We start from the raw sequence: 26,145 nt of genomic DNA on the forward strand, positions 1-26,145 counted from the left end.
AGCGGTCGGTGTACTGCGGTGGTGCGGTGACGCGGGTCAGCCGTTCCAGTACTGGCCGACCAGGTCGGCGGCCTGCTGCTCCCACTGGGCGTACGCGTCCGGGTACGCGGAAACCTGGACGGTCTGCGCGGCCTCGGTCAGCGGCATGTCCTGCCAGCCGTCGACCTGCTTGAGGCCCTTCAGGAACGCGGTCGTGGAGTACTCAGGGTCGGTGATCTGCTCCGGGGTGCCCCAACCACTGGACGGGCGCTGCTGGAACAGGCCCAGCGAGTCGTGGTCGTTCATGTCACCGAGGTGACCCAGGTTCTCCAACTTCGACTCCTGCAGGCTCGTGGCGATGGAGATGACCGCGGCCCGCTCCGGCAGACCCGCCTTCTTCGTGGCGGCGATGATCGCCTTGACGTTGGCGGTCTGCTCGTCGTTCAGGGTGATCCGGGACTGGTCGCCCTGGGTGCCGTGCGGGATCAGCTTGCTCGTGTCGGGCTTGTCGGCCTGGACCGCAACCGCGACCGGCTTGGTGTCGACCGGGTTGGCCACGTGGGCGATCGGGCCGGCGAAGACACCACCGGCGAACGCGAGACCCGCAACGGACAGCATGCTCTTACGCATGATCGTGTTCATGGGGGTAGCTCCTTCGGGGGTAGGACACCCCGACCACCAAAGGGGGGCGGCGGCAGGGGTGTGAGCACCTCGTCCGGCGCTGCACAAAACAGGGGGAAAAGTTTTGGGCGGTGACGCCGAGTAGGGCGTCGGGGTCGGCGACCTAACGAGCGAGGGCTCGTGGCGCCGGGTCCATGTGTAACGACCGGGGGCCGGGGGTCATTCCGGGGTCGGCCCATCCATTGGCACCCGCGTAGTGGCGGTGCCTGCGGTCGCTCGTAGGGACTGTAACGACCGTGCCGGGGCTGGCATTCCGACCTGCGCAACCAGCCGGGGGGCCGGGCGGCGGGTCGGTGGTACTGCGATCGTCAGGGTATGTAACGACCCCGGCCCGGCCATGATTCCGGCCCACGGGTGGGACCGGTCACCACCCACAAACTCCCACGACCGGACAAATCACCCACTCAAGACGGGTCCATGGCGTCGAATCGCCTCCCCCTCGCGTGATCGACGCGGGTTCACGGAATTCGGGGCATCCGGGACGCCAGGACACCCCGACATCAAGGAAACCGAGTCGATCACGAATTCGGCGACCGGCGAGACTCATCCGATGCCGCAACGTTCACACAGCGCCCGGCATGGCGACTGGCGGAGAGGACGGACGGAGGCGGCCGGACGCTAGGGGCGTTCCTGGCTTGTCAGGCGGGAGCGCACCTTTGCGGCGCAGGTGTCCAGGGCGGTTTGCGCGTCCAGCCCCAGGCTTTCGATGGCCACCAGCGCGGTGAAAGCGACGTCGGCCAACTCCGCCGCGACGTCCTCGCGGGTGTGGGTGACACCCTTGCGTGGATTCTGCCCGAGCAGACCGATCCAGGCGGCCGACGCCTCCCCCGCTTCCTCCGTCAGCTTGAGGATGCGACAGGTCAGTTCGGTCTGCCCGGTGCCGTTCGCCGCGTCCAGCCAGCTGCGCGACGCGCGGGCCGCCTCCCAGATCGACTCGTTCACGACGACCAGTCAACCCGATCGGCCTGCCGACCCGAACGACCGGGTACGGCAGGGCCACGACGAATGGTCAGTGTCTGACCGACCGATCAGCACACCCATTGACACTGATCGAAGGCGGTTCTAGGTTCAGGACGCTACCGGCCGGTAGGCAACCGTCCCGCTGGTCGCCCCCGGGCGACAACCGTCCGATGGGGAGCGTCGATGCTGTCCACACCCGTTCGTAGCCTTCGCCGGCTGCTGGCCGCCACGGCGACGCTGACCCTCGCGGTCGGGCTGGCCGGTGCCGCGCCGGCCGGCGCCACCGGTCGCGACGCGCGTGGCGGCAAGCCGCTGCCCGGCTACACCATCGAGAATCCGCCGGTGGCCCCGCTGGTCGTGGGCGGCAAGCCGACGACGGTACGCCAGGGCGTGCACCGCCACGCCGGGTACATCATCGAGGTCCCCGCCCGGTGGAACGGCGACCTGGTGTTGTGGGCGCACGGCTACCGCGGCCAGGGCACGGTGCTCTCGCCGGAACCGCCGGCGTTCGGGCTGCGCGAGCGTCTGCTGGGGCAGGGGTACGCATGGGCATCGTCCTCGTACGACCGTAACGGCTTCGACATCCGCTCCGGGGTGCTGGGGACGAAGGATCTCGCCGACCACTTCGGGCGCACGGTCCGTCGGCCGCAGCACACCTACGTCGCCGGCGTGTCGATGGGTGGGTACGTCATCGGCCGTTCGCTGGAGCAGTACCCCGGCTTCTACGACGGCGGGTTGCCGATGTGCGGGGTGCTCGGCGATCAGACGTTGCTCGACTTCTACCTGGACTACAACCTGGTCGCGCAGGCGCTCGCCGGGGTGCCGGCCTATCCCACGCCGGCTGACTATCTGACCAACGCGGTGCCCCGCATCCAGGTGGCGCTCGGCCTGGCCGGGCTGACCCCCACCGGGCCGGACACCACCACGGACCGGGGCAAGCAGCTGCGGGCGATCACGGTGAACCGTTCCGGCGGGCCCCGTCCGGGGGCGGACGCCGCGTTCGCGGTCTGGAAGGACTTCCTCTTCTCGATCATGGTGACCAGTGGTGGGGACTCCCCCGCGCAGCGGCCCGGCCAGCTCGCCACCAACCTGCTCACCCGCTACACCCCGAACAGCCCGGTCAACGTCAACGCGACGGTGCAGCGGGTCGCCCCGGAGAACGTGTGGCAGCGGCTCCTGCCGACGCTGACCGAGGTGCCGCGGATCGCCGGCCGCCCAACGGCGCCGGTGCTCAGCCTGCACGGTCTCGGCGACCTGTTCGTACCGTTCAGCATGGAGCAGGCGTACGCCACCGACGTCGCGCGGAACGGTCGCGGCAAGCTGGTGGTGCAGCGGGCGATCCGCGCCACGCAGCACTGCGAGTTCACCCCGGCGGAGGCCGGCGCCGCCTGGGACGACCTGGTGTCCTGGGTACGCGCCGGGAAGCGCCCGGCCGGCGACACCGTGACCGATCCGGCGGTGGTGGCCCGACCCGACTACGGCTGCCGGTTCAGTGACCGGGACGCGTACGCGGCCGGGGTCGGCACCCGCCGCCTCTACCCGGCCTGCTGAGGTACCTGAACAGCAAGAAACCGGCCGGCTCCCGTCGAAGGGAGCCGGCCGGCCTCGTGTGCGGGTGTCACCAGAGCTGCTGGACGACGTCCGCCGCCTGCTCTTCCCACTGCGCGTACGCGTACGGGAAGGCGGAGACCTGTACGGTCTGCGCGGCGGTGGTCAGCGGCAGGTCCTGCCAGCCGCCGACGTTCTTGAGTGCGGTGAAGAACGCCGTGGCGGCGTACTCCGGGTCGGTGATCTGGTCGGGCGTGCCCCAACCGGACGACGGACGCTGCTGGAACAGGCCCTGCGAGTCGTGGTCGTTGTAGGCGCCGAGGTGGCCGAGGTTGTACAGCTTCGACTCCTGTAGCGAGGTGGCGACGCCGATCACCGCGCCCCGGTCACCGACGCCTGTCTTCTTGGCGGCGTCGACGATGGCCCGGGCGTTGGCCAGCTGCGCGTCGTCGAGGGGTACGCGCGACTGCGCGCCCTCGATGCCGTGCGGGATCAGCTGGGCACGGCTCGGCTTGCCCGCCGGCGGCTTACCGGTGGCGGAGCCGGTGGTAAGGCCCGACTCGACTGGCTGCTCATCCTGGTGTGCCGAGGTCGCGGCCTTGCCGGTGGCGAGGTCGATGGCGGCGACGGCGCCCTGGTGCGGTCCGGAGGTGACCGGGGCGGCGGCTGCGGTCGGCGCGAGCGCCAAACCGCCGAGGGCGGCCACACCCGCCACGCTCAGCGCGGTCTTGCGGTACGAGTCCTTAGCGATGGCGGGGAGCCATCGAGTGAAGTCGAGCTTCACGATGGTTGCCCTTTCGATCGTGCGGAACGCTCCGGGGTGAACGCTCCTCGGGAGATGACCGCGGAAAGGGTTTGGGCTCCGGCGGTACGGGGGACACAACCGGGTTCACCTGTCGGGCATTCCGGAAATGCCCCGCGCGTCGGCCGGTGCGGTCCCGGTCACGGCGCAGAGTCGGACATGAGGGCTCGCTCGACATCAGGTCAGACAGCCGTGACGGTGGGTGTTTTCGGAGCCCGGGGGCAATGTCCGAACGCCAGCCTTTGCTCTGCTTACTTATACGCACCGGCCACTTTCCGTGACCACGGTGAGGAACCTCCGTGGCTGGCGGAAAGGGTCCATTCGCAGCTCACGGGACGTGGTGCGTATAGGTAAGCAGAGCAAAGGGCCATGGAAGGGTGATGGGGAGGCAGGCGGCTAGGAGTTTGTAGCTACCGTGAGTGGGCGTTTAGGCCAGCACCGAGGGTCAGGTGGGGCACCGGTCCACCCGCCACCTGGCTCAGTTGTCGCCGTCACCTTCGGGCTGCTCATCCCGCGTCCCGACACCCTCGTCCGGAGTGACGAGTTCCTGGAAGATGGTGATGTGCAGGTCGGCGGGGGCGTCGAGGCGGGAGTTGAGCGACTGCCACGGCGTACGCGTCGGCGGCGCGATCTCGCTCGCCCCGGCGGCCACCAGTCGGGCCGTCGTCGCCTCCGCGTCGTCCACCTCGAAGGCCACCCGGATGCGCGGTGCGACCTGCCGACCCACCTCGACCTCGTCGATCAGGCGTTTCTGCGCGGGGTTGGCGATCTCCAGGGTGGCGCGCCCGGCGTCCAGGATCACCACTCGCGCATCCCCCTCCCCGCTGAACGCCGCCTCCTCCGGCAGGCCCAGCGCGTCACGGAAGAACGCGACGGCGGCCTCGTGGTCGGCGGCCTCCACCACGAGGCGCAGCTGACGGACGACGGGTGCGGGCGAGTCGGCGGCCATGGGCGCGATCCTAGCGTCGCCGCTAGGTATTCGGTCGGGACCGTCCAGGAGGGAGCGAAAGCCAATCCTGGACGGGCCCCAACCGAGAACACCCACAGGGCTCAGTGGCCGCGGGCCAGCCACTCCTGCAGGTGCGGCGCCTCCGCACCGATCGTCGTGTCGTCGCCGTGGCCGGTGTGCACGACCGTCTCCGCCGGGAGGGTCAGCAGGCGGGTGCGGATCGACCCGACGATGGTGTCGAAGTCGCTGTACGAGCGGCCCGTCGCGCCCGGGCCACCGGCGAAGAGCGTGTCACCGGTGAACACCGCGCCCAGCTCCGGCGCGTGGAAGCTGCACGCGCCGGGGCTGTGCCCGGGGGTGTGCAGCACCCAGAGCGTGGTGCCGCCCACCTCGATGCTCTGCCCGTCGTGCAGCTCGCCGTGCGGGGGCAGGTGCGGGTGGACCATGTCCCAGAGGACCCGGTCCTCGGCGTGCAGCAGCACCGGCGCGCCGGTGGCCTCGGCCAGCTCGGGCGCCACCCGGACGTGGTCGTCGTGGGCGTGGGTGGCCAGGATCGCCCGGACCTGCCGGTCGCCCACCAGGGCGAGGATCGCCGCCACGTCGTGCGGCGCGTCCAGGATGACGCACTCGTGGTCGTCACCGATCACCCAGACGTTGTTGTCCACGTCGAACGTCTGCCCGTCCAGGGAGAACGTGCCCGAGGTGACCGCGCGGTCGACGCGGGCGGTCACGGGAACACCACCACCGAGCGGAGCACGTCGCCGTGGTGCATCCGCTCGAAGGCGTTCTCGACCTGGTCGAGCGCGATCTCCTCGGTGACGAACGCGTCGAGGTCGAGCCGGCCCTGCAGATACAGCTCGGTGAGCATCGGGAAGTCCCGGCTGGGCAGGCAGTCGCCGTACCAACTGGACTTGAGGGCGCCCCCGCGCCCGAAGACGTCGAGCAGCGGCAGCTCGATCTGCATCTGCGGGGTGGGTACGCCGACCAGCACCACGGTGCCGGCCAGGTCGCGAGCGTAGAAAGCCTGCTTCCACGTCTCCGGTCGGCCCACCGCGTCGATCACCACGTCCGCGCCGAAGCCACCGGTGGCGGCACGGATCGCCTCGACCGGGTCGGTCTCGGAGGCGTTCACGGTGTGCGTGGCGCCGAACTTGCGGGCCCAGTCGAGCTTGCGGCTGTCGGTGTCCACGGCAACGATCGTGGTGGCGCCGGCGAGGGCCGCGCCGGCGACCGCCGCGTCCCCGACGCCGCCGCAGCCGATCACCGCGACCGAGTCGCCCCGGGTGACGTTGCCGGTGTTCATCGCCGCGCCCAGCCCGGCCATCACCCCGCACCCGAGCAGACCCACGGCGGCGGGACGGGCCGCCGGGTCCACCTTCGTGCACTGCCCGGCGTGCACCAGGGTCTTCTCGGCGAACGCCCCGATGCCCAGCGCCGGGGCGAGTTCGGTGCCGTCGGAGAGGGTCATCCGCTGGGTGGCGTTGTGGGTGTTGAAGCAGTACCAGGGCCGACCCCGGCGGCAGGCGCGGCAGACTCCGCAGACCGCCCGCCAGTTGAGCACCACGAAATCGCCCGGGGCTACATCCGTCACGCCCTCGCCGACCTGCTCCACGATGCCGGCCGCCTCGTGACCGAGCAGGAACGGGTAGTCGTCGTTGATGCCACCCTCGCGGTAGTGCAGGTCGGTGTGGCAGACACCGCACGACTGGATCCGGACGATCGCCTCACCGGGCCCCGGATCGGGCACCACGATGGTGGTGACCTCGACCGGCGCGCCCTTGCTGCGGGAGATGACTCCCCGGACTTCCTGGCTCACTTCGCCTCCTGCTGGTGGTCTGCGGCAGGGCCGGGCGCCGGGGTGGGCGGGTGTGCCACGGGCCCGGCGGTGGGCCCCCCGGCGAACCTACCGCGACCACCACGGCCAGCCCAGCCGGCCCGGCGGTTATCGCGGGCGGTCCGGGGTACGCGGGCCGCATTCGACCACGGCCAACGGGAGTGACAATGAAATTCGCGCACCTGCCACTGCGGGTCAGCATCGGCGCGTACTTCCTCAACTCGGGTCTGGGCAAGCGCACCCTGGAGGGCACCGCCGCGGAGGGCTTGCACGGTATGGCGGTCGCCGCCATGCCCCAGCTCGGCCAGTTGGAGCCGGCGCGCTTCGCCAAGCTGCTGGCGTACTCGGAGATCGCCCTGGGGGCCGCGCTGATCGCACCGTTCGTCCCGGCGCCCCTGGTCGGGCTCGGCCTGACCGCGTTCGGCGCGGGCCTGGCGCAGCTGTACCTGAAGACGCCGGGGATGCGCGAACCCGGCAGCATCCGCCCGACCCAGCAGGGCGCGGGGCTCGCGAAGGACGTGTGGCTGGTGGGGGCGGGCCTGACCCTGGTGCTGGAGGGGCTTACCCACGGCCGTCGGCGCGGCTGACCGGCGGGCGCCGGAGGATCTGCGGTGACCCAGTCTCGGTCGCTGCGGCCGTTCTACCGGCCGATGCGCCCTCATCGTCGCGACGAGCCGCACCGCACGGCCACGCCGCTGGAACTCTTCTTCGACCTGTGCTTCGTGGTGGCCGTGGCGCAGGCCGCCGGCAACCTGCACCACGACGTCTCCGAGGGCCACCTCGGCCACGCGCTGACCAGGTACCTGATGGTGTTCTTCGCGATCTGGTGGTCGTGGATGAACTTCACCTGGTTCGCCTCGGCCTACGACACCGACGACGACCTCTACCGGATCACCACGCTGGTGCAGATCGCCGGGGCGTTGATCATTGCCGCCGGGGTGACCCAGGGGTTCACCGACGGCGATTTCACCGTGATCACCTACGGGTACGTGGTGATGCGGCTGGCCGCCGTCGTGCAGTGGAGCCGAGCGGCCATCGGCGACCCGGCGCACCGGGCGGCGGCGCGCCGCTACGCGATCGGCGTGACGGTGGTGCAGCTCGGCTGGCTGCTGCGATTGCTGCTGCCCGCCGAGTGGGGCATCGCGGCGTTCGTGCTGCTCGCTCTGGCCGACCTGCTGGTGCCGGCGGTGGCCGAACGCCCCGGGATGACCCCGTGGCACCCGGCGCACATCACCGAGCGGTACGGCCTGTTCACCCTGATCGTGCTCGGTGAGGCGGTGGGGGCCGTCTCGTTGACGATCCAGGACGGGCTCGACGCCGGGGAACACGACCTCTGGTCGCTCGCGGCGGCCGGCGCGGTCGTCGTGTTCGCGCTCTGGTGGCTCTACTTCGACCGGCCGAACGAGGCTCCCGACCGGCAGCCGTACTCCCTGATCTGGGGTTATGGCCACTATCTGATCTTCGCGGCGATCGCCGCGGTCGGCGCCGGCCTGAGCGTGTCGGTGGACTACGAGCGGCACCTCGCGGACATCTCGGAAAGGATCGCCGGGTACGCGGTGGCCGTCCCGATCGCCGTCTTCCTGCTCACGGTCTGGGTGCTGCACGTACGCCGGCAGCAGCACGGCGCGGTGGTCGTCGCGTTCCCGGTCGTCGCGCTGCTGGCGCTGCTCGCGCCGCTCGGCCCCGCCCCGGTGTACGTACTCGCGGCCCTGCTGGTCGCCCTCGTGGCGCTGACCGTGGTGTTACGCCGCCGCGACGTCCGCCCGAGCGCGACGGTGGGCGACCCGGCCTGAACTCCCCTCACGCCACAGGCTCTAGGCTTCCGCCATGCTGATCATCGAAGGCGCGGGCCGGTGGACCGCACCCACCGGGGTCGCCAACGACTGGGTCGAGCACCTGAGAGTGCCGGACCTGTCGGTGGGCACGTACTGCATCCCGGTGGGCGGACTCGACGATCAGAGCCCGCACACCGAGGATGAGATCTACGTGGTCACCGCGGGGCGGGCCCGGATCGTGACTCCGGACGGCGCGGCCGAGGTGGGCCCGGGTTCGGTGATCTTCGTGCCGGCCGGCGAGGAGCACCGGTTCGACGAGGTGACCGAGGACCTGGCGCTGCTTGTGGTGTTCGGCCCCGCGTACGGCTCGCGGGGTCCGGGTCTCCGCGGCTAGGACGCCCGGGTGAACTCCATGATCCAGTTGGTCTCCCAGGTCTGCTCGCCGTCGACCGAGAACGCCTGCTCCCAGCGTGCCGTGGTGGCGCTGATGTCCGACCAGATGAACCGACACCGGACCGGGCGCCCCTCGTGCTGGTCGTCGGCGTAGAAGTGGCCGACCCCGTCGACGAAGCGACCCACCATCGGGGGCAGCCCCAGCACACCGGTGTCGCTGCTCATCCAGTAGATCGACCACTCCTGCCGGGCCGGGTCGAAGACCCGGATCGTGGCGCCGGCGGAGCCCTTGGTCGGGAACGTGATCTCGTCGAAGTGACCGCCGCCGGCGAAGAAGCCGTGCGCCACCGACACCCCCGGGAACTCCTCCCACTCGTCGGAGCCGACCAGCCGCTTGCGCAGCCGCCGGTTGACGACGTTCCAGGTGCCCTTGAAGAAGTCGAAGTCGCCCATCAGTGGCCCACCGGCCCTTCCACTCGTGAGTCGTTCAGATATCCAGCCAGGTTGGGAGCCTCCGGCGCAAGCATGTGCCGCACCCAGGCGGCCCGCTCGTGCTCCAGCACCGCCAGCTCCCAGACGCAGCCGACGGCGGGTCGACGTACCTCGACGAAGTGGGTCGGGTCGTCGTCCGGGCAGTCCAGCGCCGGCTGCCCGGCCGCGGCGACACGGACCTCCACCGCGTTGTCCCACACCCAGGTGTACGCCAGCAGGTAGGCGCCGGTGTCCGCGCCCCGGTGCAGCACCACCCACCCGGCGGCCGGGGTGCCGTCGTCGACGAGGTCGACCAGGAGTAGGGGCAGCTCTTCGTACGCGGCCTTCTCCACCTCGGGTTCGATGGGTCGCTCCGGCTGGTCGATGTGGTAACGCTTGAGGTGCCGGCCGTCCACCAGCACCGATCCGGGCGTTCGTAGTTCCTTGTCGCGAAATGCCATGTCGGGACGGTAGGACGGGTCCCCTGACAACTAGTGTCAGTGAAGTGCGCGCCAGTCGACTTCTCTCCCTTCTGATGCTGCTCCAGTCGCACGGGCGGTTGACCGCCACACAACTCGCCGAACGGTTGGCCGTCTCCCCCCGCACCATCTACCGGGACGTCGAGTCACTGCACGCCGCCGGCATCCCGCTCTACGGCGAGGCCGGGCACGCCGGCGGCTACCACCTGGTCGACGGCTGGCGGACCCGACTGACCGGGCTGACCGCCGAGGAGGCCGACCGGCTGTTCCTCGCCGGGCTGCCCGGCCCCGCCGACGAGCTGGGCTACGGCGACGTGGTGGCCGCGCTGCAACTCAAGCTGCACGCCGCTCTCCCCGAGCCGCTGCGCGGCCGGGCGACCCAACTGCAACAACGCTTCCACCTGGACACTCCCGGGTGGTATGCCGACGGCGACGCCTCCCCCGAGCTGGCCCGCACGGCCGAGGCGGTCTGGCGACAGCACCGCGTCGAGGTGCGCTACCGCGGCTGGAACGGCGAGGTGACCCGGGTCCTGGAGCCGTACGGCCTGGTGCTCAAGGGCGGCCGTTGGTATGTGGTGGCCGACCAGCCCGGCCGGGGCGCGCCGGCGACCTACCGGGTCAACCAGATCCTCGCGTTGACCCCACTGGCGCAGGAGTTCGACCGACCCGCCGACTTCGACCTGCCGTCCTGGTGGCGGTCGCACGTGGTGCAGTTCCGGGCCCGGCTGCACCGCGACGAGGCCCACGTCCGGCTCTCCCCGGCCGGGCGGGAGCGGCTGCGCGAGATCGGCAGCGATCCGGTGGTGACAGCGATGGACACCAGCGCCGGGCCACCGGACGCGCGGGGTTGGGTGACCGCGGTGCTGCCGATCGAGTCACTCACCCACGCCCACGGCGACCTGCTGCGCCTCGGCGCCGACGTCGAGGTACTGACCCCGGTGGCGCTGCGCGAACGGTTGGCGGCCACGGCGGCCGGGCTCGCCGCGCTCTACTCCCCCGCCTGAACAGCCCCGGCCCTCTCCACAGTGGAAGCGTCGGGGGCGTCGATTGTCGGCACGGTGTGCCACCCTGGGACGGTCATCAATGGTTACCGGAGGTGAGGGCCACGTTACGGCTACGCGCACTGGTCGCCGTCCCCGGCACCGGGCCGGTGACCCTCGACGTTCCCGCCGGCACGCTCGCCGCCCTGGTGGCGCCGCCCCGCTTCGGCACGGCGGTCGCCCGGGTGCTGGCCGGGCTCGCCCCGCCGGTGACCGGGCGCGTCCTCGTCGGCGACCGGGACGTCACCGGCCTGCCGCCGCCCCGCCGGCAGATCGGCTACGTGCCCGCCGGCGGCGCGCTGCTGCCGCAGCTCACCGTGCGGCGCAACATCGAGTACGGCCAGCGCAAACGCGAACGGGTGCACGAGGTGGCCAACGACTGGACGGCCACCGTGGTCGACCGGCTCGAGTTGGCGCTCTCGCTCGCCCTGCTGCCGCACCAGATCTCCGCCGCCCAGCGGTTCCGGGTGGCGCTCGCCCGAGCGGCGGCCTGCCTGCCCGAGGTGCTGGTGGTCGACCTGCCGGCCGGCTCGGCGGGCGACAGCCGCCTCGGTGACCTGATGCCTCGACTCTCACCACCGGACGCCCCCGGCGTGGCGGTGCTGGTCTGCACCGCCGACCCGGCCACCCTGGCCGAGATCCCGGTGCGGCACGAGCTGATCACCGAGCCGAGCGAGGCGCCCCGATGAGGCCGGCCGCCCGAACGAGCCGTCGTACGCTGCTACGCGCCGCCGCTGCGGGCGCCACCGCCCTGGCCGCGGGCTGCTCCGGCGGGGCGCGGTCGGTGCAGGTCGCGGTGGTCTGGAGCACCAGCGAACTGGACCGGTTCCGCGAGGTCGTCGCCGGCTACCCCGCCCCCGTGCAGGTGGTCAGCGCCGGCAACGACATCGACGCGTTCCTGCGCGCCCGACACCTGGCCGGCACCAGCCCGGACGTGGCGATCCTGCCGCGCCCCGGCCTGGTCACCGAGTACGCCCAGCGCGGATGGCTGAGCCCGGTGCGCGGTTCCACCGAGTACGCCGTACCCGCCGGGCTGGGCGAGCTGCTGACGGCCGAGGGCGGCCAGCGCTACGGCGTCTGGGTCAAGGCGGCGCACAAGTCGCTGGTCTGGCACCTGCCCTCGGTGCTGCCCGTGCAGCCGGCCAACTGGGACGCGCTGGTCCGGCGTACCCAGGAGCTCGGCGCGCTCGCCCGGCGCGCCGGCGGGCCGGCACCCCTGGCCATCGGCGCCGCAGACGGCTGGGTGCTGACCGACTGGTTCGAGAACGTCCTGGCCGACGTGGCACCCGAGAGCTACAGCGCCCTCGCCCGAGCGGACGCCGACTGGCAGGGCAGACCGGTGCGCGACACGCTGGACCGGCTCGCCGGGCTCTGGAGCATCAACGGGGCGTTCGTCGGCGGCGGCCGTCGTGCCCTGCTCACCCAGTACGAGGAGTCGGTGATCCAGGTGGTGCACACGAAGCGGGCGGTGATGCTCGTCGGGGCCGACTTCACCGCCGACGTCGCCGACCCGTTCCAGCGCGGCCCGGAGGCGCCTGTCACATTCCGGTTCCCGGGCGCCGAGCCGGGCGGCGGCCCACTGATCGTCGGCGGGGACGCGGCCGTGGCGTTCGCCGACGCCCGGGGCGGGGTCGAGCTGGTCGAGTGGCTCACCAGGGCCGACTCGTTCCAGCCGTGGCTGCGCGCCGGCGGCTACCTCTCGCCCAACACCAACGTCGCGATCGGCAGCTACCGGGACCGCGTCGGCCAGGGGCTCGCCGAGGAGATGCGGACTCCTGGCACCCTTCGTTTCGACCTCTCCGACCAGTTGCCCGGCGCGTTCACCGGCTCGGACGGGGTCGGCATCTGGCGGATCATGCAGGGCTTCTTCGCCGACGTCACCGACGGGGTCCGCGCCAGCGAGGCGATCCGTCGGGCCACCGGCCTGCTCGCCGCGGCGGCCCGCAGCGCGGGGGGCGGCCGATGAGCCAGGTGCGGGTCCTCGGTGAGCTGGCGGTCCTCGACGACGTCGGCCCGGCCCGGCGGGGCCGGGCGTATCCGGCAGCCGGCGCGACGTCGGCCCTGCTGCTGCCGGCCGCGGTGCTGCTCGGCGGGCTGGTGCTGTGGCCGGTGCTGCGGACCATGCACGCCAGCGTCACCACCGACGGTCGCTGGGTCGGCGCGGCGCACTTCCGGACCGCGCTCGCCGCCCCGGGCACCGGCGCGGTGGTCGGCCGGACGGTCCTCTGGGCCCTGCTGGTGCCGGCGGTGGTGACGGCGCTGGGTTATCTGCTCGCCGCCGCGTCCCGCCGCTCCCAGGAGGGCGGGCTGGTCCGGTTGATCCTCCTGGTGCCGGTGGCGTTGCCGCTGGTCGTCACCGGGGTCACCTTCCGGCTGATGTACGACCCGGACCCGAGCCGGGGCCTGGCCACCCTGATCGCGACCCGACTGACCGGCCGTCCGGTCGAGGACGCGCCGCAGTTGCTCGGGCCGGGGATGGTCACCGTCGCGTTGATGTCGGCGTTCGTCTGGGCCTGGGTCGGGTTGGCGGTGCTGGTCTTCCGGTCCGCACTGGACGCGGTGCCGCCGAGTCTCGCCGACGCGGTCCGCGCCTACGGCGGTGGACGCCGCCATGTGCTGTGGGACGCACAGTGGCGGCCACTGCTGCTGCGGACGACAGCTGTGGTCTTCGCGTTGGTGGCGGTCGGCACCAGCCGCACGTTCGACCTCATCCTGGTGATGACCCCCGGTTCGGTCCGCGACGAGGCCTCCGTGCTGGCGCTGCGGATCTGGCAGACGTCCGGGGGCACCACCACCGGCGACGGCGCCGCCCTCGGCGTGGTGTGGCTGGTGGCGGTCATCGGCGGCATCATGGTGGCCGCGCTCTTCGTCCGGCAGGCCTGGCCCCCGCCGCGCGTCGAGGCGGCACCGGAGCCCGCCCCGGTCGCCCCGCCCCGGCGGGTGTTCCGGCTGCTCGCTGCGGGTGCCGCGATCGCCTGGCTGGTGCCGCTGGCGGTGCTGGTCGCCACGTCGGCGCACGGCAGGGTGGACGCCGCCGCGCGCGGTTGGTGGTCCGCAGCGCCGAATGGCGAGTCGTACCGCAACCTGGTCACCGGCACGGAGCTGTGGCGCACGCTGGGCTTCACCCTGCTGCTGGCCACCGCGGTGACCGCCACGGTGCTGGTGGTCGCGCTGCTGGCCGCGTACCCGTTGGCCTGGTTGACCGGGCCGGCCGCGCAGGCCACCGGGCTGCTGCTGCTGGCGGCCAGCGTCGTGCCGATCCAGGTCATCGCCGGCCCGGTCAACGAGGTGCTGGGCCTGGTGCTCTCCTCCGGCACGGCTCAGGGCCTGGCCCTGGTGCACATCGCGCTGGGCGTGCCGTTCGCGGTGCTGGTGCTGCGTAACGCGTTCGCCGACCTGCCGGTCGAGCAGGTCCGCGACGCCCGGCTGGGTGGGCGCCGGTGGTGGCACACCCTGCGCCGGTTGGCCCGGCACAACCGGTCGGCGGTGGTGGCGGTGTCCGTGCTGGAGTTCGTCCAGGTCTGGAACGACCTGGTGGTGGGTCGGCTGTTCGGTGGACCGGGGGCGTCGCCGCTCGGGCCGTTCCTGGCCGAGCAGACCCGCAGCTTCGTGAGCAACAGTGGCGCGCTGGCCGCCAGCTCGGTGCTCGCCTCGGTGCTGCCGGTGGTGCTCGTGGTGCTCTCGCGGCGGCACCTGGTCGCCGGGCTCGTCTCCGGGGGCGTCCGGTGACCGGGCCGGGTGGCGCGCGCGGTGGCTCCCGTTGGCCGGCGCTCATCGCGATCGGCGGCGTGGTCGGCAGCATCCTCGCCAACGTGGCCAGCAACCTGGCCGGCAATCTCCTCTCCGAGCTGGCGGCGAGCGTGCTCGGGCCGGTGACCATCGTCCTGGCCGCCAGCGGGGTCGTGGGTTACGTGGTGTACGAGGTGCGCCGCCGCCGAGCCGGCCGCGAGGTCGGCCCCGAACCGACGGATGTGCTCACCACACCGGCCACCGGGGCCCCCACCCTGCCCTACACGGCCGAGTTCACCGGTCGCGGCGAGCACGTCGACGCGGTGGTCGGTCTGCTGGCGCGCGAGCACGCAGTGGCGGTGCTGGGCCGACGCGCTGTGGGCACCTCCGCGTGCGCGGTGCAGGCCGCGAACCAGTGCCGGGAGGACTTCCCCGACGGGCAATATTATCTGGACCTGCGGCGGCGGGGCCGACCCCGCTCGGCCCGGCAGGTGCTCACCGCGTTGGCCCGGATCCTGGGCACCGCCCCGCCGACCTCAGGCCGGCCGGACGCGCTCGCCGCCGCCGCCGACGCGCTGCGCGGCCAGCTCGACGGTCGCAAGATCCTGCTGGTGCTGGACAACGTCGACCGTCCCGACCAGGTCCGGCCACTGTTGCCGCCCACCGCGCGTACCTGCCGCCTGCTCCTCGCCGGCGGTCCGGCGCTTGTCGGTCTGGAGGGTGTGGTCGCGCACTGGATCGCCGAACCGGGCACGTCCGAGGCGGTGGGGCTGTTCGCGACGGCGGGCGGGGCCGCGCCCGCCGCCCGGGTCCGTCGCGCCGACCCGCGCACCGACCCGGCGGTACGCGACATCGTCGACCTGTGCGGGCGGCAGCCGCGCACCGTCCGCGCGCTCGGTTATCGCACGGCCCAGCACGGCTGGCGGCACTCCGACGTGTTGGACGCGCTGCGCCGTGCGGTGCAGACGCCACCGCACCAGCGGCTCGCCGTCTCACCGGCGGCCCGCCTGGTCACCGAACGCGACATCGCGTACCGGGCGCTACCCCGCCAGGCTCGACGGCTGTACCGGCTGATGTCGCTGGTCCCCGCCCCGGTGGACCGGCCCACCATCGCCGCGCTGGCCGGGCGGCACCCCGAGCTGGTGACCGCTCTGCTCGACCGGTTGGCCGCCGCGGCGTTCGTGGTCGGCGCGCCCGGCGACCGGTACGAGATCCGTCCCCTGCTGGCCGGCAGCGCCCGGCTGCACCTGCGGGACGCGGATCCGGCCCGGGCCCGGGTCGCCGCGCAGGCCCGGCTGACCCGGCACCTGGCCCGCCGAGCCGAACGGCACGCGGCCAACCTGGCGGTGCTCGGCTCCCCACCGGACCGGGAGTGGTCCCTGCCGCTGGACGACGACCCGTACGGCTGGTTCGACCTGCACCAGGAGCTGCTGCTGGCGGTGGTGCGGGTGCCGGCCGGCGCGAAGGAGACCCTGCCCCGCCGGGTCCGCCGGTGGTGGTTCCGGCTGGCCGTGGCGCTGTGCGGGTGGCTGGCGTACGCCGAGCGGCTCGACGAGTGGGAGCAGGTCTGCCGCACCGTGCTGGCCACCCCGACCGCCGACGACCGCCCGGAGATCGCCGGGTGGGCGCACAACGAGCTGGGGGTGCTGCGCCGACGCCGGCACGACCCCCAGGGGGCGGCCGCCGCTCTCACCCTCGCGGTCAACGAGCGGGGGCGGCGGGGCAACGCCCAGGCGCGGATGAACCTCGGCCTGGCCCTGCTCGACCTGGGGCAGCTCGACGACGCGGTGGAGCACCTGGAGATGTCCCGCCGGCACCGCTCCGGCGCCGACCGTGCCGGCCACGCCCTCACCGAGCTGGGCCTGGGCGCGGCCCAGCTGGCCCGGGGAGAACCGGACACCGCGCACCACCACCTGGTGCGGGCGGCCAACACGTTCCGGTCGGTAGGCGACGCGCGCGGGTACGCTGCGGCGCTGACCAACCTGGTGCTGGTGCACGCGGCGCTCGGCGAGCACCTGGACGCCGCCCAGGCGTGGCGCGCCGCGCTCCGCGAGTACGAGTCGGTCAACGATCCGACCAGCCGGGCGACGGCACTGCTCAACGCCGGGGCGACTCTGCTGAGCAGCACCCCGGGGCAGGCACGGACGGCGTACGAGCTGCTGGCCGAGAGCCGCCGGCTGCGCGAGGAGACGCGGCCGACCGCCGGGCTGGCCCGCACCCTGCTCTACCTGGGTGACGCCTGCGCCGCGCTGGGCGACCGGGCCGACGCGCGGCGGCACTGGGCGGACGCGGCGGCGGTGGCCGAGGAGGTCGCCGACGCCCAGGGGTTGGCCGCCGCCGACGGCCGACTGGAGGACGACGCCGACAGCCGCGTGACGTAGGTCGCTCGGGTTGGTCGGTGGCACGGCTCTGGGAGACTCTGTGATCGTGGACGCGCTCTCGGTACGGGGACTCAGCCGCAACTTCGGCAACCTGGTCGTGCTCGACGATGTGAGCTTCTCGCTCCCGGCGGGCCGGATCGCGGTGGTGCTGGGGCCCAACGGCAGCGGCAAGACCACCCTGCTGCGCTGTGTCGTCGGCGCCGACCGACCGGACTCGGGCGAGGTGCTGGTGCAGGGCCGACGGGCCGACGAGACCGATCCTCAGGTGCGGGCGCTGGTGGCGGCCGCCCTGGACGACATCGACTTCTTCCCCGACCTGTCCGTGGTCGAGCACCTGGAGCTGGTCGCGTACGCCCACGGGGGTGACGCCGAGCCGGTCGAGGAGGTCCTCGCCGAGCTGGGTCTGGAGCCGGCCCGCGACCAGCTGCCGGTGACGCTGTCCAGCGGGCAGCGTCGCCGACTGGCGCTGGCGTCCTGTTTCGTCCGGCCACGCCGGGTGCTGATCCTGGACGAGCCCGAGCAGCGGCTGGACGTCCGCGGGCGACAGTGGCTCGCCGACCGACTGCTCCGGGAACGGGCGGCGGGTACGGCCGTGCTGCTGGCCTCGCACGACCCGGAGCTGATCGACGCGGTGGTCGACGAGCGCATCGAGATCGGCAAGTGACCGCCGCGCCGGCCACTATCGCCGACACGCCGGCCGGGGTGCCGACCGCCCGTCAGGTGCGGACGCACCTGCGCAAGGCCCGCAGCCGGCACCACGACCATTCGCTCGGCGACGTGCTCGGCGACGCGTACGTCATGGTCCTGTTCGTGGGCATGTACGGCTGGTTCGCGATCAGCGCCAGCCGCGACCTGCTGGACTCCCCCACCGTGGGGCGGGCCGAGCCGGGCGTGCGGTGGTGGCTGGCGGTGGCCGCGCTGCTGGCCGGCGCGGGGCTCGCCTGGCGTGGTCTGCGCGCGCTGGGCCCGCTGCTGGTCACCCCGGCGACGCAGAGCTGGGCGACCAGCGCTCCGATCGACCGGCGGGCCTGGTTGGCGCCGCGTTTCGTCCTGTTGATGCTGGGCGCGGCGGCCGGCACCGCAGCGCTCGGAGTGGCCGTGGCGGCGCTCGGCGGGGTCACCGACCTGTCCGCCCTGGGCTGGGCGGCGGCGGCCGGCGCGGGGTGGGGCGCCGCCGCGCTGGCGCTCAGCGTCGTCGCCCAGAGCAGCCGATCGGGGCGACGCTGGCCGACAGTGGTCGGGGCGGTGCCGATGGTGGCGGCGGCCGTCATCACCGCCCTGGTGGTGCTCGTCGGTCGCCTCGGCGACGGGCTGTCCCGGCCGGGGACGACGCCGACCGTCGCGTTGTTCGCCGCTGCGGTGCCCCTCGCGGGCGTGGGCATGATCCTCGCGGTACGCGCGCTGCCCCGGGTCGACCGGGCCACCCTGACCACCGGCGCGCAGTTCGCCAACGCCGCCGCCACGGCCACCATCCTGCTGGATCCGAGCCTGCTCGCCGGCCTCGTGGAGAGCCGCCGCTGGCGCCGGATCGGCCGGGTTCGCAGCCGCCGGTTCCGGCCCGGCCCCGGCTGGTGGGCGCTGCTCCAGGCCGACGTACGCCGGCTGCGCCGCCACCCGAGCGCCGTGCTGATCTGGGCGGCGCTGATCGGGGTGCAGTACGCTGCCGCGCTCGCCCTGCCCGGGTTGGCCGGGGCCGCGCAGGTGGTGTTCGCGTACCTCGCCGCCAACCGGCTGACCGGCGGTCTGCGGTCGGTCAGCCGCTCACCCGGGCTACGCCGGGCGCTCGGCGGCAGCGACAACCTGCTGCGCGGGATCCACGTGGTGGTGCCGGCCGTCGGCGCGGGCGTGTGGTGGTTGCTGACCCTGCCGACCGTCGACCCGGGGCCGGCCTGGCTGGCGCCGACGCTGGCGCTGGGGGTGGTGGCCGCCGCGTTCCGGGCCGGCACCCGCCCGCCGATCGACTACGGCGGCGCGACTGTCAACACACCGTTCGGCATGATCCCGGTCGACCTGATGCGGCAGGGGTCACGAGGGCCGGCGCTGCTCGCCGTGCTGGTCCTCGTCCAGCTGTTCCTGGGCTGATTCCCGGCACTGCGCTGCCGATGGTCAGCGGTCGCCGAGCGCGGCGGCGACAGCGGCGACGCCGTCCTCGATCTCGGTGGGCGTCCGGGCCGCGTAGCCGAGCACGAGGCCGGGCCGGTAGGGACGCTGGCAGTGCCAGGACAGCGGTTGCACCTTCACCCCGCGCGCCAGCGTCGCCGCGGCCAGCTCGGTGTCGACCACGGCATCGTCCAGCGTGATCATCAGGTGCAGACCGGCGGCCGCGCCGTGCACCGTCGCCGACGGCAACGCGCGGGCCAGCGCGGCGATCATGGCGTCCCGTCGGCGGATGTGTCGACGGCGCAGCAGCCGCAGATGCCGCTCGAAGGCGCCGGAGGTCATCAACTCCGCCAGCACCAGTTGCGGTAGCACGGCGTTGCCCAGGTCGGCGTTGCGCTTGGCGGCCACCACCGCCTCGCGCAGTCGCGGCGGCACGAGGAGCCAGCCGACCCGCAGGGCGGGGGCGAGCAGTTTGGAGACGCTGCCGGCGTAGCAGACCTGCTCGGGCAGCAGACCGCGTAGCGCCGGCACCGGAGGACGGTCGTAGCGGTGCTCGGCGTCGTAGTCGTCCTCGATGATCAGACCGCCGGCCCGGGCCCAGGCGACGAGTTGGCGGCGACGGTCACCGTCGAGCACCACGCCGGTCGGGAACTGGTGCGCGGGGGTGAGCATCACGGCCGGTGTGCCGCTGGCGGCCAGCTCGTCGACCCGCAGCCCGGCGTCGTCGACGGTGATCGGCGGGGTGTCCATCCGCCAGTTGTTCAGGTGCTGCCGTACCCCGAGCGAGCCCGGGTCCTCGACCGCGATGCGGTCGACGCCGGCAGCGGTGAGCGCCTGGGCGAGCAGCCCGAGCGCCTGGGAGACGCCGGCCACGATGATCACGTCGGCGGGGTCGACGCTGATGCCGCGATTGCGGGCCAGCCAGGCGGCGACGGCCTGCCGCAGCGCGGGCGTGCCAACCGGGTCGCCGTAGCCGAGGTCGGCCGCGGCGAGGTGGCGCAGCACGGTCCGTTCGGCGCGCAGCCAGTCCGCGCGCGGGAAGGCGGCCAGATCGGGTACGCCGGGCGTCAGGTCGATTGTCGCGTGCGCCGCGCGTACCGCGTCGAAGATGTCGGTGCCCGGTGTCGGTGGGAAGGTCGTGACCGGTGCCGGCGCGGCGGCCGGGGCGGATGTGGGCGTGGCCGGCGCGGCGACGACCACAGTGCCGGCCCGGCCCCGACCGGCGACACGCCCCTCCTCGGTGAGGCGCTGGTACGCCTCGGTGACCACGCCCCGGGAGACGCCGAGGTCGGCGGCGAGCACCCGGGTGGGGGGCAACCGGTCACCGACCGGCACCCGGCCCTCGGCGATGGCCTGCCGCAGCCTGTCGGTCAGCCAGTCGGCGCGCCCGCCCGGCGCCGCGTCGCTGACGGTCAGGTGCAGGAAGTCTGACCCGGCCGATATGGACCTCTCGGACGCCGTCGCTTTGGCTCTGCCCATCGGACCATTGTGGCAGCAGAGTGAGCAGGAGCCAGACCTGCCAACTCCGCCGGAGGACGATCGTGACCATCCCGTTCCTGATCACCACGCTGATCGTGGTGGTCACCCCCGGCACCGGGGTGATCTTCACGCTCTCCGCCGGCCTGTCGCGGGGTGCGCGGGCCGGAGTGCTGGCCGCGTTCGCCTGCACGCTGGGGACGTTGCCGCACCTGCTGGCCGCGATGACCGGGCTGGCCGCGCTGATGCAGACCAGCGCCGCGGCGTTCGAGACCGTCCGCTACCTCGGCGTCGGCTACCTGCTCTACCTGGCCTGGTCCATGGCGAGGGACCGCGACGCCTTCGCGGTGACGACCGACGCCCCGCCCCGATCGGCGATCCGGGTGATCGTCTCCGGGGTGCTCGTCAACCTGCTCAACCCGAAACCGACGATGTTCTTCGTCGCGTTCCTGCCACAGTTCGTGGACACCACGGCACCGGGCTCGACCCGGGCGATGCTCGGCTGCGGCGCGGTGTTCATGCTGCTCACCTTCGTGGTGTTCAGCGGCTACGGCGTCTTCGCGGCCCGGGTACGCGACCGGGTGCTGACCCGACCCCGGGTCACCGACTGGCTGCGCCGATCCGCCGCCGGCACATTCGTCGCGCTCGGCGTGACCCTCGCCCTCACCGAACGATAGGACCACAGTGCACTTCGAACACTCTCCGCAGCTTCGCGACGCGTACCCCGACCTGGTCGCCGGCGTGGTGCAGGTCGCCGGGATCACCGCCACCGCCGACGTGACAGGACGGACGGCCGATCATCTCGCCGACGCGCGACGGCGGTTGGCCGGCGGCGCCGAGAGCGGGTTCCCGGAGATCCAGGCGTGGCGGCGGGCGTACGCGGCGATGGGGCTGCGGCCCACCAGGTACCGGTGCGCCGCCGAGGCCCTGCTGCGTCGGCTGCGCCTGGACGGCGAGCTGCCCCGGGTGCACCCGCTCGTCGATCTCTGCAACGCCATCTCGGCCGCGTACGCCATCCCGGTCGCGGTGCTCGACCTGGACCGGGTCGACGGCGACCTGGTGGTCCGGCCGGCACACGGCGACGAGGCGTACCTGAGTTTCACGGGCGACACCGAACATCCCGAGCCGGGCGAGGTGACCTTCGTCGACTCCGCCGGGCGGGCACACGCCCGACGGTGGACGAACCGGCAGAGCGGCTGGTCGGCCGTGCGGTCGGGCACCTCGTCGGTGCTGATCGTCGCCGAGGCGCTGCACCCGGGTGGCGAGCCGGCCGTGACCCGGCTGGTCGCCGACCTCGTCACGGAGCTGACCGACGGATGGGCCGCCCCGACGGCCGCCGCGGTGCTCACCGCCGCCGCGCCCCGTTTCCGCACCCCGACGGCAGGTGGTCAGGCGGTGTCGCCGGGCACCAGATGACGGTAACCGGGGATCGTCTCGGCGAACCAGCCGGCGACGCTGGCCAGGCCGCGTTCGTTGAGCTGCGCGTCGTGGATCGGGTACGCCGCCGCCGCGCCCACGGCGCCGGCGAACCGGATCGCCTCGTCGAGGCGCAGCCAGGACCCCTGGGCCGGGACGAGCAGGGTGCGCACCGGCTCGTCCGGCACGTGCAGCGCGTCACCCGGGTGGTAGAGCTCGTCGCCGATCAGGTAGCCGAGGTTCGGGCAGTCGGGCTGCCCCTGGTGGATCGCGGCGTGCCGGCCGCCGTGCGCGCTGACCGGAATGCCGGCGGCCGTGAACCGTTGCCCCGCGCGCACCCGGGTCACCGGCAGCGGGGCGAGATCCGGCAGTCGGGCGCCCTCCGGGGCGTACACGGGGACGCCGAGACCGGCGAGCCGCAACACGTCCACGTGGTCGGTGTGCTCGTGGGTGACCAGGACGGCGTCCGCGCCGACCAGGGCCCGCGGCTCGCTCCACGTTCCCGGGTCGACGACCAGGACCCCGCCGTCGTGCTCGACCCGCACGCACGAGTGGGTGAATCGGGTGATCCGCACCCCGCCGACGGTACGCCCGTCGGTCAGCGTCGCCGCCCGGCCGACATCCGCACGATGTACACGAACTGCACGGCGAACGCCACGACCGCGACCAGCACCCCGACCACTACCGTCACCACGCCCCCGGCCCCGACGGTCGCGGCCACCAGGGCGATGCCGAGCCCGCTCAGCACGGCGTTGACCGCGCCCACGAGTGCCGCAGTGGTCAGCAGGAACTCCCATCGCCCCGGTCGGGTGCCGACCAGGTTCCAGGCGGTGCTCATGGCGTCGTCGGCCACCACCGCGTCGGCGAAGAAGTCGTGCTCGCCGGCGAGCTGGTGTTGGTAGTAGGCCCGGATGCGCTGGATCCGCCGCAGGTCCAACGAGTTCTCGACGGTGGTCTCCACCAGCCGCAGAAACGTCAGCACCCCGATGATGACCAGCGTCGGCAGCACCGCGGCCAGGTACGGCCGGACCAGCTTGTCGTTGCTGGCGACGAAGCCGAGGCCGATCAGCGCCGCCGACAGGACGGACAGGAAGATCGTGGCGCGGCCGGTGGCCTCGGCGATGGTGCCGGCGCGGGACGTCTGCAACGCGTAGTGCTCGGTGGTCAGCACGGTGAGGAGCGCCTGCTCGCGTTCGCTCTCGTCCACCCCGCCACCCTCCGTGGTCGCACGGCTCCGTTACCGTCAGCCTACGAGCGACCGACGGCGGAAGGGGACCGGATGCCCGGGTGGGCTGGTCGGGGCAGGCGGCAGCGACGCGCCTTCGTCGTCGGTGGGGCACTCTTCGCGGTCGCCGTCGTCATGCTGCTGGCCGCCTGGCGCAGCAGCGGCTTCCTCAGCGATCTACTGCTCAACCTCGGAGCCAGCGTGGTCCTCGCGGCCATCTCGTACGTCATCTTCGACCCGATGTTCGAGGAGGCCCGCAAGGCGCGGGTGCAGGAGCACCTCAGCTTCGACCAGCAGGCGTTCGTGACGCGGCTGCACCGCTCCGGTCGCCGGGTGCGCATCCTCGACACCTGGACGATCCTGCTGGAGCAACGGCACCGCGAGGAGACCCTGAGCGCGGTGCGAGCGGCGCTCGCCAACGGCGCCCAGGTGCAGTTGCTCCTCCTCGACCCCGACTGCACCGCCGCCCAGCAACGCTCCGAGGAGCTGGAACGGCAACGGGTGGACGTGCCCCGACAGATCCGCACCAACCTGCGCCACCTGGCCGCGTTCGCCGACGCGCTCGACTCGCGGCTGCGGCACCGCCTACAGGTCCGGCTCTACGACGCGTCCCCGTCGATCCAGCTCTACCAGTGGGACGGGCGGGCGCTGATCTCGTTCTTCCCGATCGGGAAGTTGTCGTTCAACGTGCCGCAACTCGAGGTGGACATGGACAGCCCGTGGGGCGGGTTCGTGCACGCCCGATTCGAGGAGCTGTGGGAGCACGAGCAGGCCACCCTCGACCTGGAGCGGTACTGGTCAGTCACGGTCACGCTGCGCCACGACGAGTCGGACGTGGTCGAGGTGCGCGTGCCGTACGTGACGGTGGACGGGCAGCACTACGTCGACTGCCGGGGGTTCCGGGTCACCGGGCCGCTGACGGTGCGCGCCGTGCTGCCGCCCCGCGCGCCCGGGGCGGCCCCTGGCGTGTTCGCGCTGGCCGAGCCCGCCGACGGGGACCGCACCCCGGCCGCCGTCGTGAAGCGGCACTTCGACCAGAAGTACGGGCCCGGCGACGGCGAGCGCGACGTCCGCCGGCTGGTGCCGCCGCCGGGCGACACCCGTACCCCGGCGCCCCGCCCCGCGACGGCCGACGACACGCACGCACGGTGACCCCCGACCTGCCCGGTCGGCTCGGCACAGGAAACAATGGTGGTCCACCCTGATCGCCAGGAGGACCGTCGGCGTGTCGCACCGCACCGCACCGCCGTCCGGGGCGGCGCAGCTGCGCGCCGACTGCGGACGCTGCTTCGGCCTGTGTTGCGTGGTGCCCGCCTTCGCCGCGTCGACGGACTTCGCCATCGACAAGCCGGCCGGCTCGCCCTGCCCGAACCTGCGCCCCGACCACCGCTGCGGCATCCACACCGAGCTGCGGCAACGCGGGTTTCCCGGCTGCACGGTGTTCGACTGCTTCGGCGCCGGGCAGCAGGTCGCCCAGGTGACCTTCGGCGGACGGGACTGGCGGGACGCACCGGAGACGTTGCCGGCGATGGCGGAGGCGTTCGCGGTGCTGCGACCGCTGCACGAACTGCTCTGGTACCTCACCGAGGCGGTGGCGCTGCGCCCGCCGGCCGACCTGCGCGGCGAACTGGAACGCGCCCGCGCCGAGACGCTGACGCTCACCGAGGGTGACCCGGCGCAGCTTCGCGCGGTGGACGTCGCCGGCCACCGGGACCGGGTCAACCCGCTGCTGTCCCGGGCCAGCGACGCGGCCCGCGCTCCCGGCAGCGCCGACCGTCGGGGCGCGCACCTGCTCGGGGTGGACCTGCGCCGCGTCGACCTCCGCCGGGCCAACCTGCGCGGGGCGCTGCTCATCGGCGCCGACCTGCGCGGAGCGGACCTCGGCCTGGCCGACGTCACCGGCGCGGACCTGCGCGGGGCCGACCTGCGGGGCGCGGACCTCCGCCGCACTCTCTTCCTGCACCAGACCCAACTGGACGCCGCCCGGGGTGACGTACGCACCGGGCTGCCGCAGACGCTCACCCGGCCGACGCACTGGACGGCGCTGCCGCTCACCCCGGTCCGCCAGCCGGCCCGATCCTCCGCACCCGCCCGCCGGGGCCGACGCCGCTGACCGCGAGGTTTCGGCCGGGACGACCCCGGGTAGCCAGCGCCGACGCGGACCGGCATCGACGGGGGGCACGGCGTGGGCTACCGAAATCGCCAAGGTGAGCAGCCGGGCGACCCGCAGCACAGCGAGGACGAGGCCGGCCAGGCGAAACTGGTGCAGGTCGAGGCGGACACCGAGGTCCCCGCACCGGCGGACACCGACGTCCAGCCGGACATCGTGACCGAGCCCGACAACTCGGGCGTCGCCGGTGGCTCGTCCGGCAGCAGCGGCGGCGGGTCGACCATGCCGGGGCACCCCGACGCGACCCGCTGACCCCGGCTCAGCGGCTGGTCAGCGCGCCCCGAGCCTCGGTCATGCCTTTGTTGGCGAGCCCGTCGGCCCGCTCGTTCTCCGGGTGCCCGTTGTGCCCCTTGACCCACAGCCAGGTGACCTCGTGCCGCTCGCAGGCCGCCTCCAGCCGCTGCCACAGGTCGGCGTTCTTCACCGGCTGCTTCGCGGCGGTCCGCCAACCGTTGCGCTTCCACGACGCCAGCCAACTGGTGATGCCGTTGCGCACGTACGTGCTGTCGGTGTGCAGCTCCACGGTGACCGGCCGGTTCAGGCTCTCCAACGCCTGGATGGCCGCCATCAGCTCCATCCGGTTGTTGGTGGTGGGTGTGGCCTCACCGCCGCACAACTCGCGCTCGTGATCGCCGTAGCGCAGCAGCGCACCCCAACCACCCGGCCCGGGGTTGCCACTGCACGCCCCGTCGGTCCAGATCTGCACGCCCCTGCCGGCCGCCGCGTCCACCATGCCC

At 73.1% G+C, this 26,145-nt stretch carries 28 protein-coding genes; 16 read left to right on the forward strand and 12 right to left on the reverse strand.

Annotation, left to right across the window (positions count from 1 at the left end):
- Positions 1-36: 36 nt before the first annotated feature.
- Together IW248_RS11280 and IW248_RS11285 are read right to left on the reverse strand one after the other, a co-directional pair.
- A complete protein-coding gene (locus tag IW248_RS11280) occupies positions 37-621 on the reverse strand; it encodes a hypothetical protein (RefSeq protein WP_196926919.1) in 585 nt (194 codons plus the stop codon).
- Positions 622-1,278: 657 nt separating this feature from the next.
- Entirely contained in the window at positions 1,279-1,602 is a 324-nt protein-coding gene (locus IW248_RS11285) for a MazG-like family protein (protein ID WP_196926920.1), read from the reverse strand.
- A gap of 201 nt (positions 1,603-1,803) precedes the next feature.
- Between IW248_RS11285 and IW248_RS11290 the strand changes: the two genes are divergently transcribed.
- Entirely contained in the window at positions 1,804-3,171 is a 1,368-nt protein-coding gene (locus tag IW248_RS11290; protein ID WP_196926921.1) for an alpha/beta hydrolase family protein, read from the forward strand.
- A gap of 67 nt (positions 3,172-3,238) precedes the next feature.
- On the opposite strand, the gene IW248_RS11295 is transcribed toward IW248_RS11290, so the two are convergent.
- The 4 genes from IW248_RS11295 to IW248_RS11310 form a co-directional block, all read right to left on the reverse strand.
- Positions 3,239-3,952, reverse strand: a complete 714-nt coding sequence (locus IW248_RS11295; RefSeq protein ID WP_196926922.1) for a hypothetical protein — start codon at positions 3,950-3,952, stop codon at positions 3,239-3,241.
- A 496-nt stretch (positions 3,953-4,448) separates the two neighbouring features.
- Positions 4,449-4,919 carry a VOC family protein gene (locus tag IW248_RS11300; protein ID WP_196926923.1) on the reverse strand — a complete coding sequence of 157 codons (471 nt, stop codon included), beginning with the start codon at positions 4,917-4,919 and terminating at the stop codon, positions 4,449-4,451.
- Positions 4,920-5,020: 101 nt separating this feature from the next.
- The gene (locus IW248_RS11305) at positions 5,021-5,650 is read right to left on the reverse strand and encodes an MBL fold metallo-hydrolase (RefSeq protein ID WP_124822558.1); all 630 of its coding nucleotides are present in this window, start codon (positions 5,648-5,650) and stop codon (positions 5,021-5,023) included.
- Positions 5,647-6,735, reverse strand: a complete 1,089-nt coding sequence (locus IW248_RS11310; RefSeq protein ID WP_196926924.1) for an S-(hydroxymethyl)mycothiol dehydrogenase — start codon at positions 6,733-6,735, stop codon at positions 5,647-5,649. Before IW248_RS11310 ends, IW248_RS11305 begins: the two co-directional genes overlap by 4 nt.
- A gap of 185 nt (positions 6,736-6,920) precedes the next feature.
- Here IW248_RS11310 and IW248_RS11315 point away from each other — a divergent pair, with 185 nt between their 5' ends.
- The 3 genes from IW248_RS11315 to IW248_RS11325 are packed head-to-tail and all read left to right on the forward strand — an operon-like array spanning position 6,921 to position 8,922.
- Entirely contained in the window at positions 6,921-7,340 is a 420-nt protein-coding gene (locus IW248_RS11315) for a DoxX family membrane protein (RefSeq protein WP_124822560.1), read from the forward strand.
- Between the two features lie 24 nt (positions 7,341-7,364).
- Positions 7,365-8,546, forward strand: coding sequence for a low temperature requirement protein A (locus tag IW248_RS11320; protein ID WP_196926925.1), 1,182 nt, complete (start codon positions 7,365-7,367; stop codon positions 8,544-8,546).
- 34 nt (positions 8,547-8,580) lie between these two features.
- Positions 8,581-8,922, forward strand: a complete 342-nt coding sequence (locus tag IW248_RS11325; protein WP_196926926.1) for a cupin domain-containing protein — start codon at positions 8,581-8,583, stop codon at positions 8,920-8,922.
- Here the strand turns inward: IW248_RS11325 and IW248_RS11330 are convergent.
- Both IW248_RS11330 and IW248_RS11335 read right to left on the reverse strand, forming a co-directional pair.
- Complete coding sequence (locus IW248_RS11330; protein ID WP_196926927.1) at positions 8,919-9,374, reverse strand: hypothetical protein; 456 nt, start codon at positions 9,372-9,374, stop codon at positions 8,919-8,921. The two genes, IW248_RS11325 and IW248_RS11330, sit on opposite strands and share 4 nt — an antisense overlap.
- On the reverse strand, positions 9,374-9,853 hold the full coding sequence (locus IW248_RS11335) for a hypothetical protein (RefSeq protein ID WP_196926928.1): 480 nt from the start codon (positions 9,851-9,853) through the stop codon (positions 9,374-9,376). The genes IW248_RS11330 and IW248_RS11335 overlap by 1 nt, the downstream gene beginning before the upstream one ends.
- Before the next feature lie 44 nt (positions 9,854-9,897).
- Between IW248_RS11335 and IW248_RS11340 the strand changes: the two genes are divergently transcribed.
- From IW248_RS11340 to IW248_RS11370, 7 genes are all read left to right on the forward strand, one after another.
- Positions 9,898-10,875 carry a helix-turn-helix transcriptional regulator gene (locus IW248_RS11340; protein WP_196926929.1) on the forward strand — a complete coding sequence of 326 codons (978 nt, stop codon included), beginning with the start codon at positions 9,898-9,900 and terminating at the stop codon, positions 10,873-10,875.
- A gap of 92 nt (positions 10,876-10,967) precedes the next feature.
- Positions 10,968-11,600 (forward strand): ATP-binding cassette domain-containing protein, encoded by a 633-nt coding sequence (locus tag IW248_RS11345; RefSeq protein ID WP_196926930.1) that lies wholly within the window; start codon positions 10,968-10,970, stop codon positions 11,598-11,600.
- Entirely contained in the window at positions 11,597-12,877 is a 1,281-nt protein-coding gene (locus IW248_RS11350) for a type 2 periplasmic-binding domain-containing protein (RefSeq protein WP_196926931.1), read from the forward strand. The genes IW248_RS11345 and IW248_RS11350 overlap by 4 nt, the downstream gene beginning before the upstream one ends.
- Positions 12,874-14,640, forward strand: a complete 1,767-nt coding sequence (locus tag IW248_RS11355) for an ABC transporter permease (RefSeq protein ID WP_196926932.1) — start codon at positions 12,874-12,876, stop codon at positions 14,638-14,640. The genes IW248_RS11350 and IW248_RS11355 overlap by 4 nt, the downstream gene beginning before the upstream one ends.
- Positions 14,637-17,021: a tetratricopeptide repeat protein gene (locus IW248_RS11360; protein ID WP_196926933.1), complete on the forward strand. Its 2,385-nt coding sequence runs from the start codon at positions 14,637-14,639 to the stop codon at positions 17,019-17,021. The genes IW248_RS11355 and IW248_RS11360 overlap by 4 nt, the downstream gene beginning before the upstream one ends.
- A 40-nt stretch (positions 17,022-17,061) precedes the next feature.
- On the forward strand, positions 17,062-17,685 hold the full coding sequence (locus IW248_RS11365) for an ABC transporter ATP-binding protein (RefSeq protein ID WP_196926934.1): 624 nt from the start codon (positions 17,062-17,064) through the stop codon (positions 17,683-17,685).
- The gene (locus IW248_RS11370; RefSeq protein WP_196926935.1) at positions 17,682-19,103 is read left to right on the forward strand and encodes a DUF6297 family protein; all 1,422 of its coding nucleotides are present in this window, start codon (positions 17,682-17,684) and stop codon (positions 19,101-19,103) included. The genes IW248_RS11365 and IW248_RS11370 overlap by 4 nt, the downstream gene beginning before the upstream one ends.
- A gap of 24 nt (positions 19,104-19,127) precedes the next feature.
- On the opposite strand, the gene pdxR is transcribed toward IW248_RS11370, so the two are convergent.
- Entirely contained in the window at positions 19,128-20,600 is a 1,473-nt protein-coding gene (gene pdxR / locus IW248_RS11375; RefSeq protein WP_196926936.1) for a MocR-like pyridoxine biosynthesis transcription factor PdxR, read from the reverse strand.
- Positions 20,601-20,662: 62 nt separating this feature from the next.
- Between pdxR and IW248_RS11380 the strand changes: the two genes are divergently transcribed.
- Positions 20,663-21,274, forward strand: coding sequence for a LysE family translocator (locus tag IW248_RS11380; protein ID WP_196926937.1), 612 nt, complete (start codon positions 20,663-20,665; stop codon positions 21,272-21,274).
- A 7-nt stretch (positions 21,275-21,281) separates the two neighbouring features.
- Positions 21,282-22,013 carry a B3/B4 domain-containing protein gene (locus tag IW248_RS11385; RefSeq protein WP_196926938.1) on the forward strand — a complete coding sequence of 244 codons (732 nt, stop codon included), beginning with the start codon at positions 21,282-21,284 and terminating at the stop codon, positions 22,011-22,013.
- On the opposite strand, the gene IW248_RS11390 is transcribed toward IW248_RS11385, so the two are convergent.
- Together IW248_RS11390 and IW248_RS33700 are read right to left on the reverse strand one after the other, a co-directional pair.
- Positions 21,986-22,588, reverse strand: coding sequence for an MBL fold metallo-hydrolase (locus IW248_RS11390; protein ID WP_196926939.1), 603 nt, complete (start codon positions 22,586-22,588; stop codon positions 21,986-21,988). The two genes, IW248_RS11385 and IW248_RS11390, sit on opposite strands and share 28 nt — an antisense overlap.
- A 23-nt stretch (positions 22,589-22,611) precedes the next feature.
- A complete protein-coding gene (locus IW248_RS33700) occupies positions 22,612-23,220 on the reverse strand; it encodes a hypothetical protein (RefSeq protein WP_196926940.1) in 609 nt (202 codons plus the stop codon).
- A 72-nt stretch (positions 23,221-23,292) separates the two neighbouring features.
- On the opposite strand from IW248_RS33700, the gene IW248_RS11400 reads away from it, so the two are divergent.
- The 3 genes from IW248_RS11400 (at position 23,293) to IW248_RS11410 (ending at position 25,660) form a co-directional block, all read left to right on the forward strand.
- Entirely contained in the window at positions 23,293-24,390 is a 1,098-nt protein-coding gene (locus tag IW248_RS11400; RefSeq protein ID WP_196926941.1) for a DUF5919 domain-containing protein, read from the forward strand.
- Positions 24,391-24,463: 73 nt separating this feature from the next.
- Entirely contained in the window at positions 24,464-25,351 is an 888-nt protein-coding gene (locus IW248_RS11405; RefSeq protein WP_196926942.1) for a pentapeptide repeat-containing protein, read from the forward strand.
- Between the two features lie 72 nt (positions 25,352-25,423).
- Positions 25,424-25,660 carry a preprotein translocase YidC gene (locus IW248_RS11410; RefSeq protein ID WP_196926943.1) on the forward strand — a complete coding sequence of 79 codons (237 nt, stop codon included), beginning with the start codon at positions 25,424-25,426 and terminating at the stop codon, positions 25,658-25,660.
- Positions 25,661-25,667: 7 nt separating this feature from the next.
- On the opposite strand, the gene rnhA is transcribed toward IW248_RS11410, so the two are convergent.
- Entirely contained in the window at positions 25,668-26,141 is a 474-nt protein-coding gene (gene rnhA, locus IW248_RS11415; RefSeq protein WP_091406604.1) for a ribonuclease HI, read from the reverse strand.
- Positions 26,142-26,145 lie beyond the last annotated feature (4 nt).

The organism is Micromonospora ureilytica, from assembly GCF_015751765.1.
GTDB lineage: Bacteria > Actinomycetota > Actinomycetes > Mycobacteriales > Micromonosporaceae > Micromonospora > Micromonospora ureilytica.

Coding starts and splice junctions, on each gene's coding strand:
- IW248_RS11280 (WP_196926919.1), bottom strand. CDS start 621: ATGAACACGATCATGCGTAAGAGCATGCTGTCCGTTGCGGGTCTCGCG.
- IW248_RS11290 (WP_196926921.1), top strand. CDS start 1,804: ATGCTGTCCACACCCGTTCGTAGCCTTCGCCGGCTGCTGGCCGCCACG.
- IW248_RS11300 (WP_196926923.1), bottom strand. CDS start 4,919: ATGGCCGCCGACTCGCCCGCACCCGTCGTCCGTCAGCTGCGCCTCGTG.
- IW248_RS11315 (WP_124822560.1), top strand. CDS start 6,921: ATGAAATTCGCGCACCTGCCACTGCGGGTCAGCATCGGCGCGTACTTC.
- IW248_RS11325 (WP_196926926.1), top strand. CDS start 8,581: ATGCTGATCATCGAAGGCGCGGGCCGGTGGACCGCACCCACCGGGGTC.
- IW248_RS11330 (WP_196926927.1), bottom strand. CDS start 9,374: ATGGGCGACTTCGACTTCTTCAAGGGCACCTGGAACGTCGTCAACCGG.
- IW248_RS11335 (WP_196926928.1), bottom strand. CDS start 9,853: ATGGCATTTCGCGACAAGGAACTACGAACGCCCGGATCGGTGCTGGTG.
- IW248_RS11350 (WP_196926931.1), top strand. CDS start 11,597: ATGAGGCCGGCCGCCCGAACGAGCCGTCGTACGCTGCTACGCGCCGCC.
- IW248_RS11355 (WP_196926932.1), top strand. CDS start 12,874: ATGAGCCAGGTGCGGGTCCTCGGTGAGCTGGCGGTCCTCGACGACGTC.
- pdxR (WP_196926936.1), bottom strand. CDS start 20,600: ATGGGCAGAGCCAAAGCGACGGCGTCCGAGAGGTCCATATCGGCCGGG.
- IW248_RS11400 (WP_196926941.1), top strand. CDS start 23,293: ATGCCCGGGTGGGCTGGTCGGGGCAGGCGGCAGCGACGCGCCTTCGTC.
- rnhA (WP_091406604.1), bottom strand. CDS start 26,141: ATGGTGGACGCGGCGGCCGGCAGGGGCGTGCAGATCTGGACCGACGGG.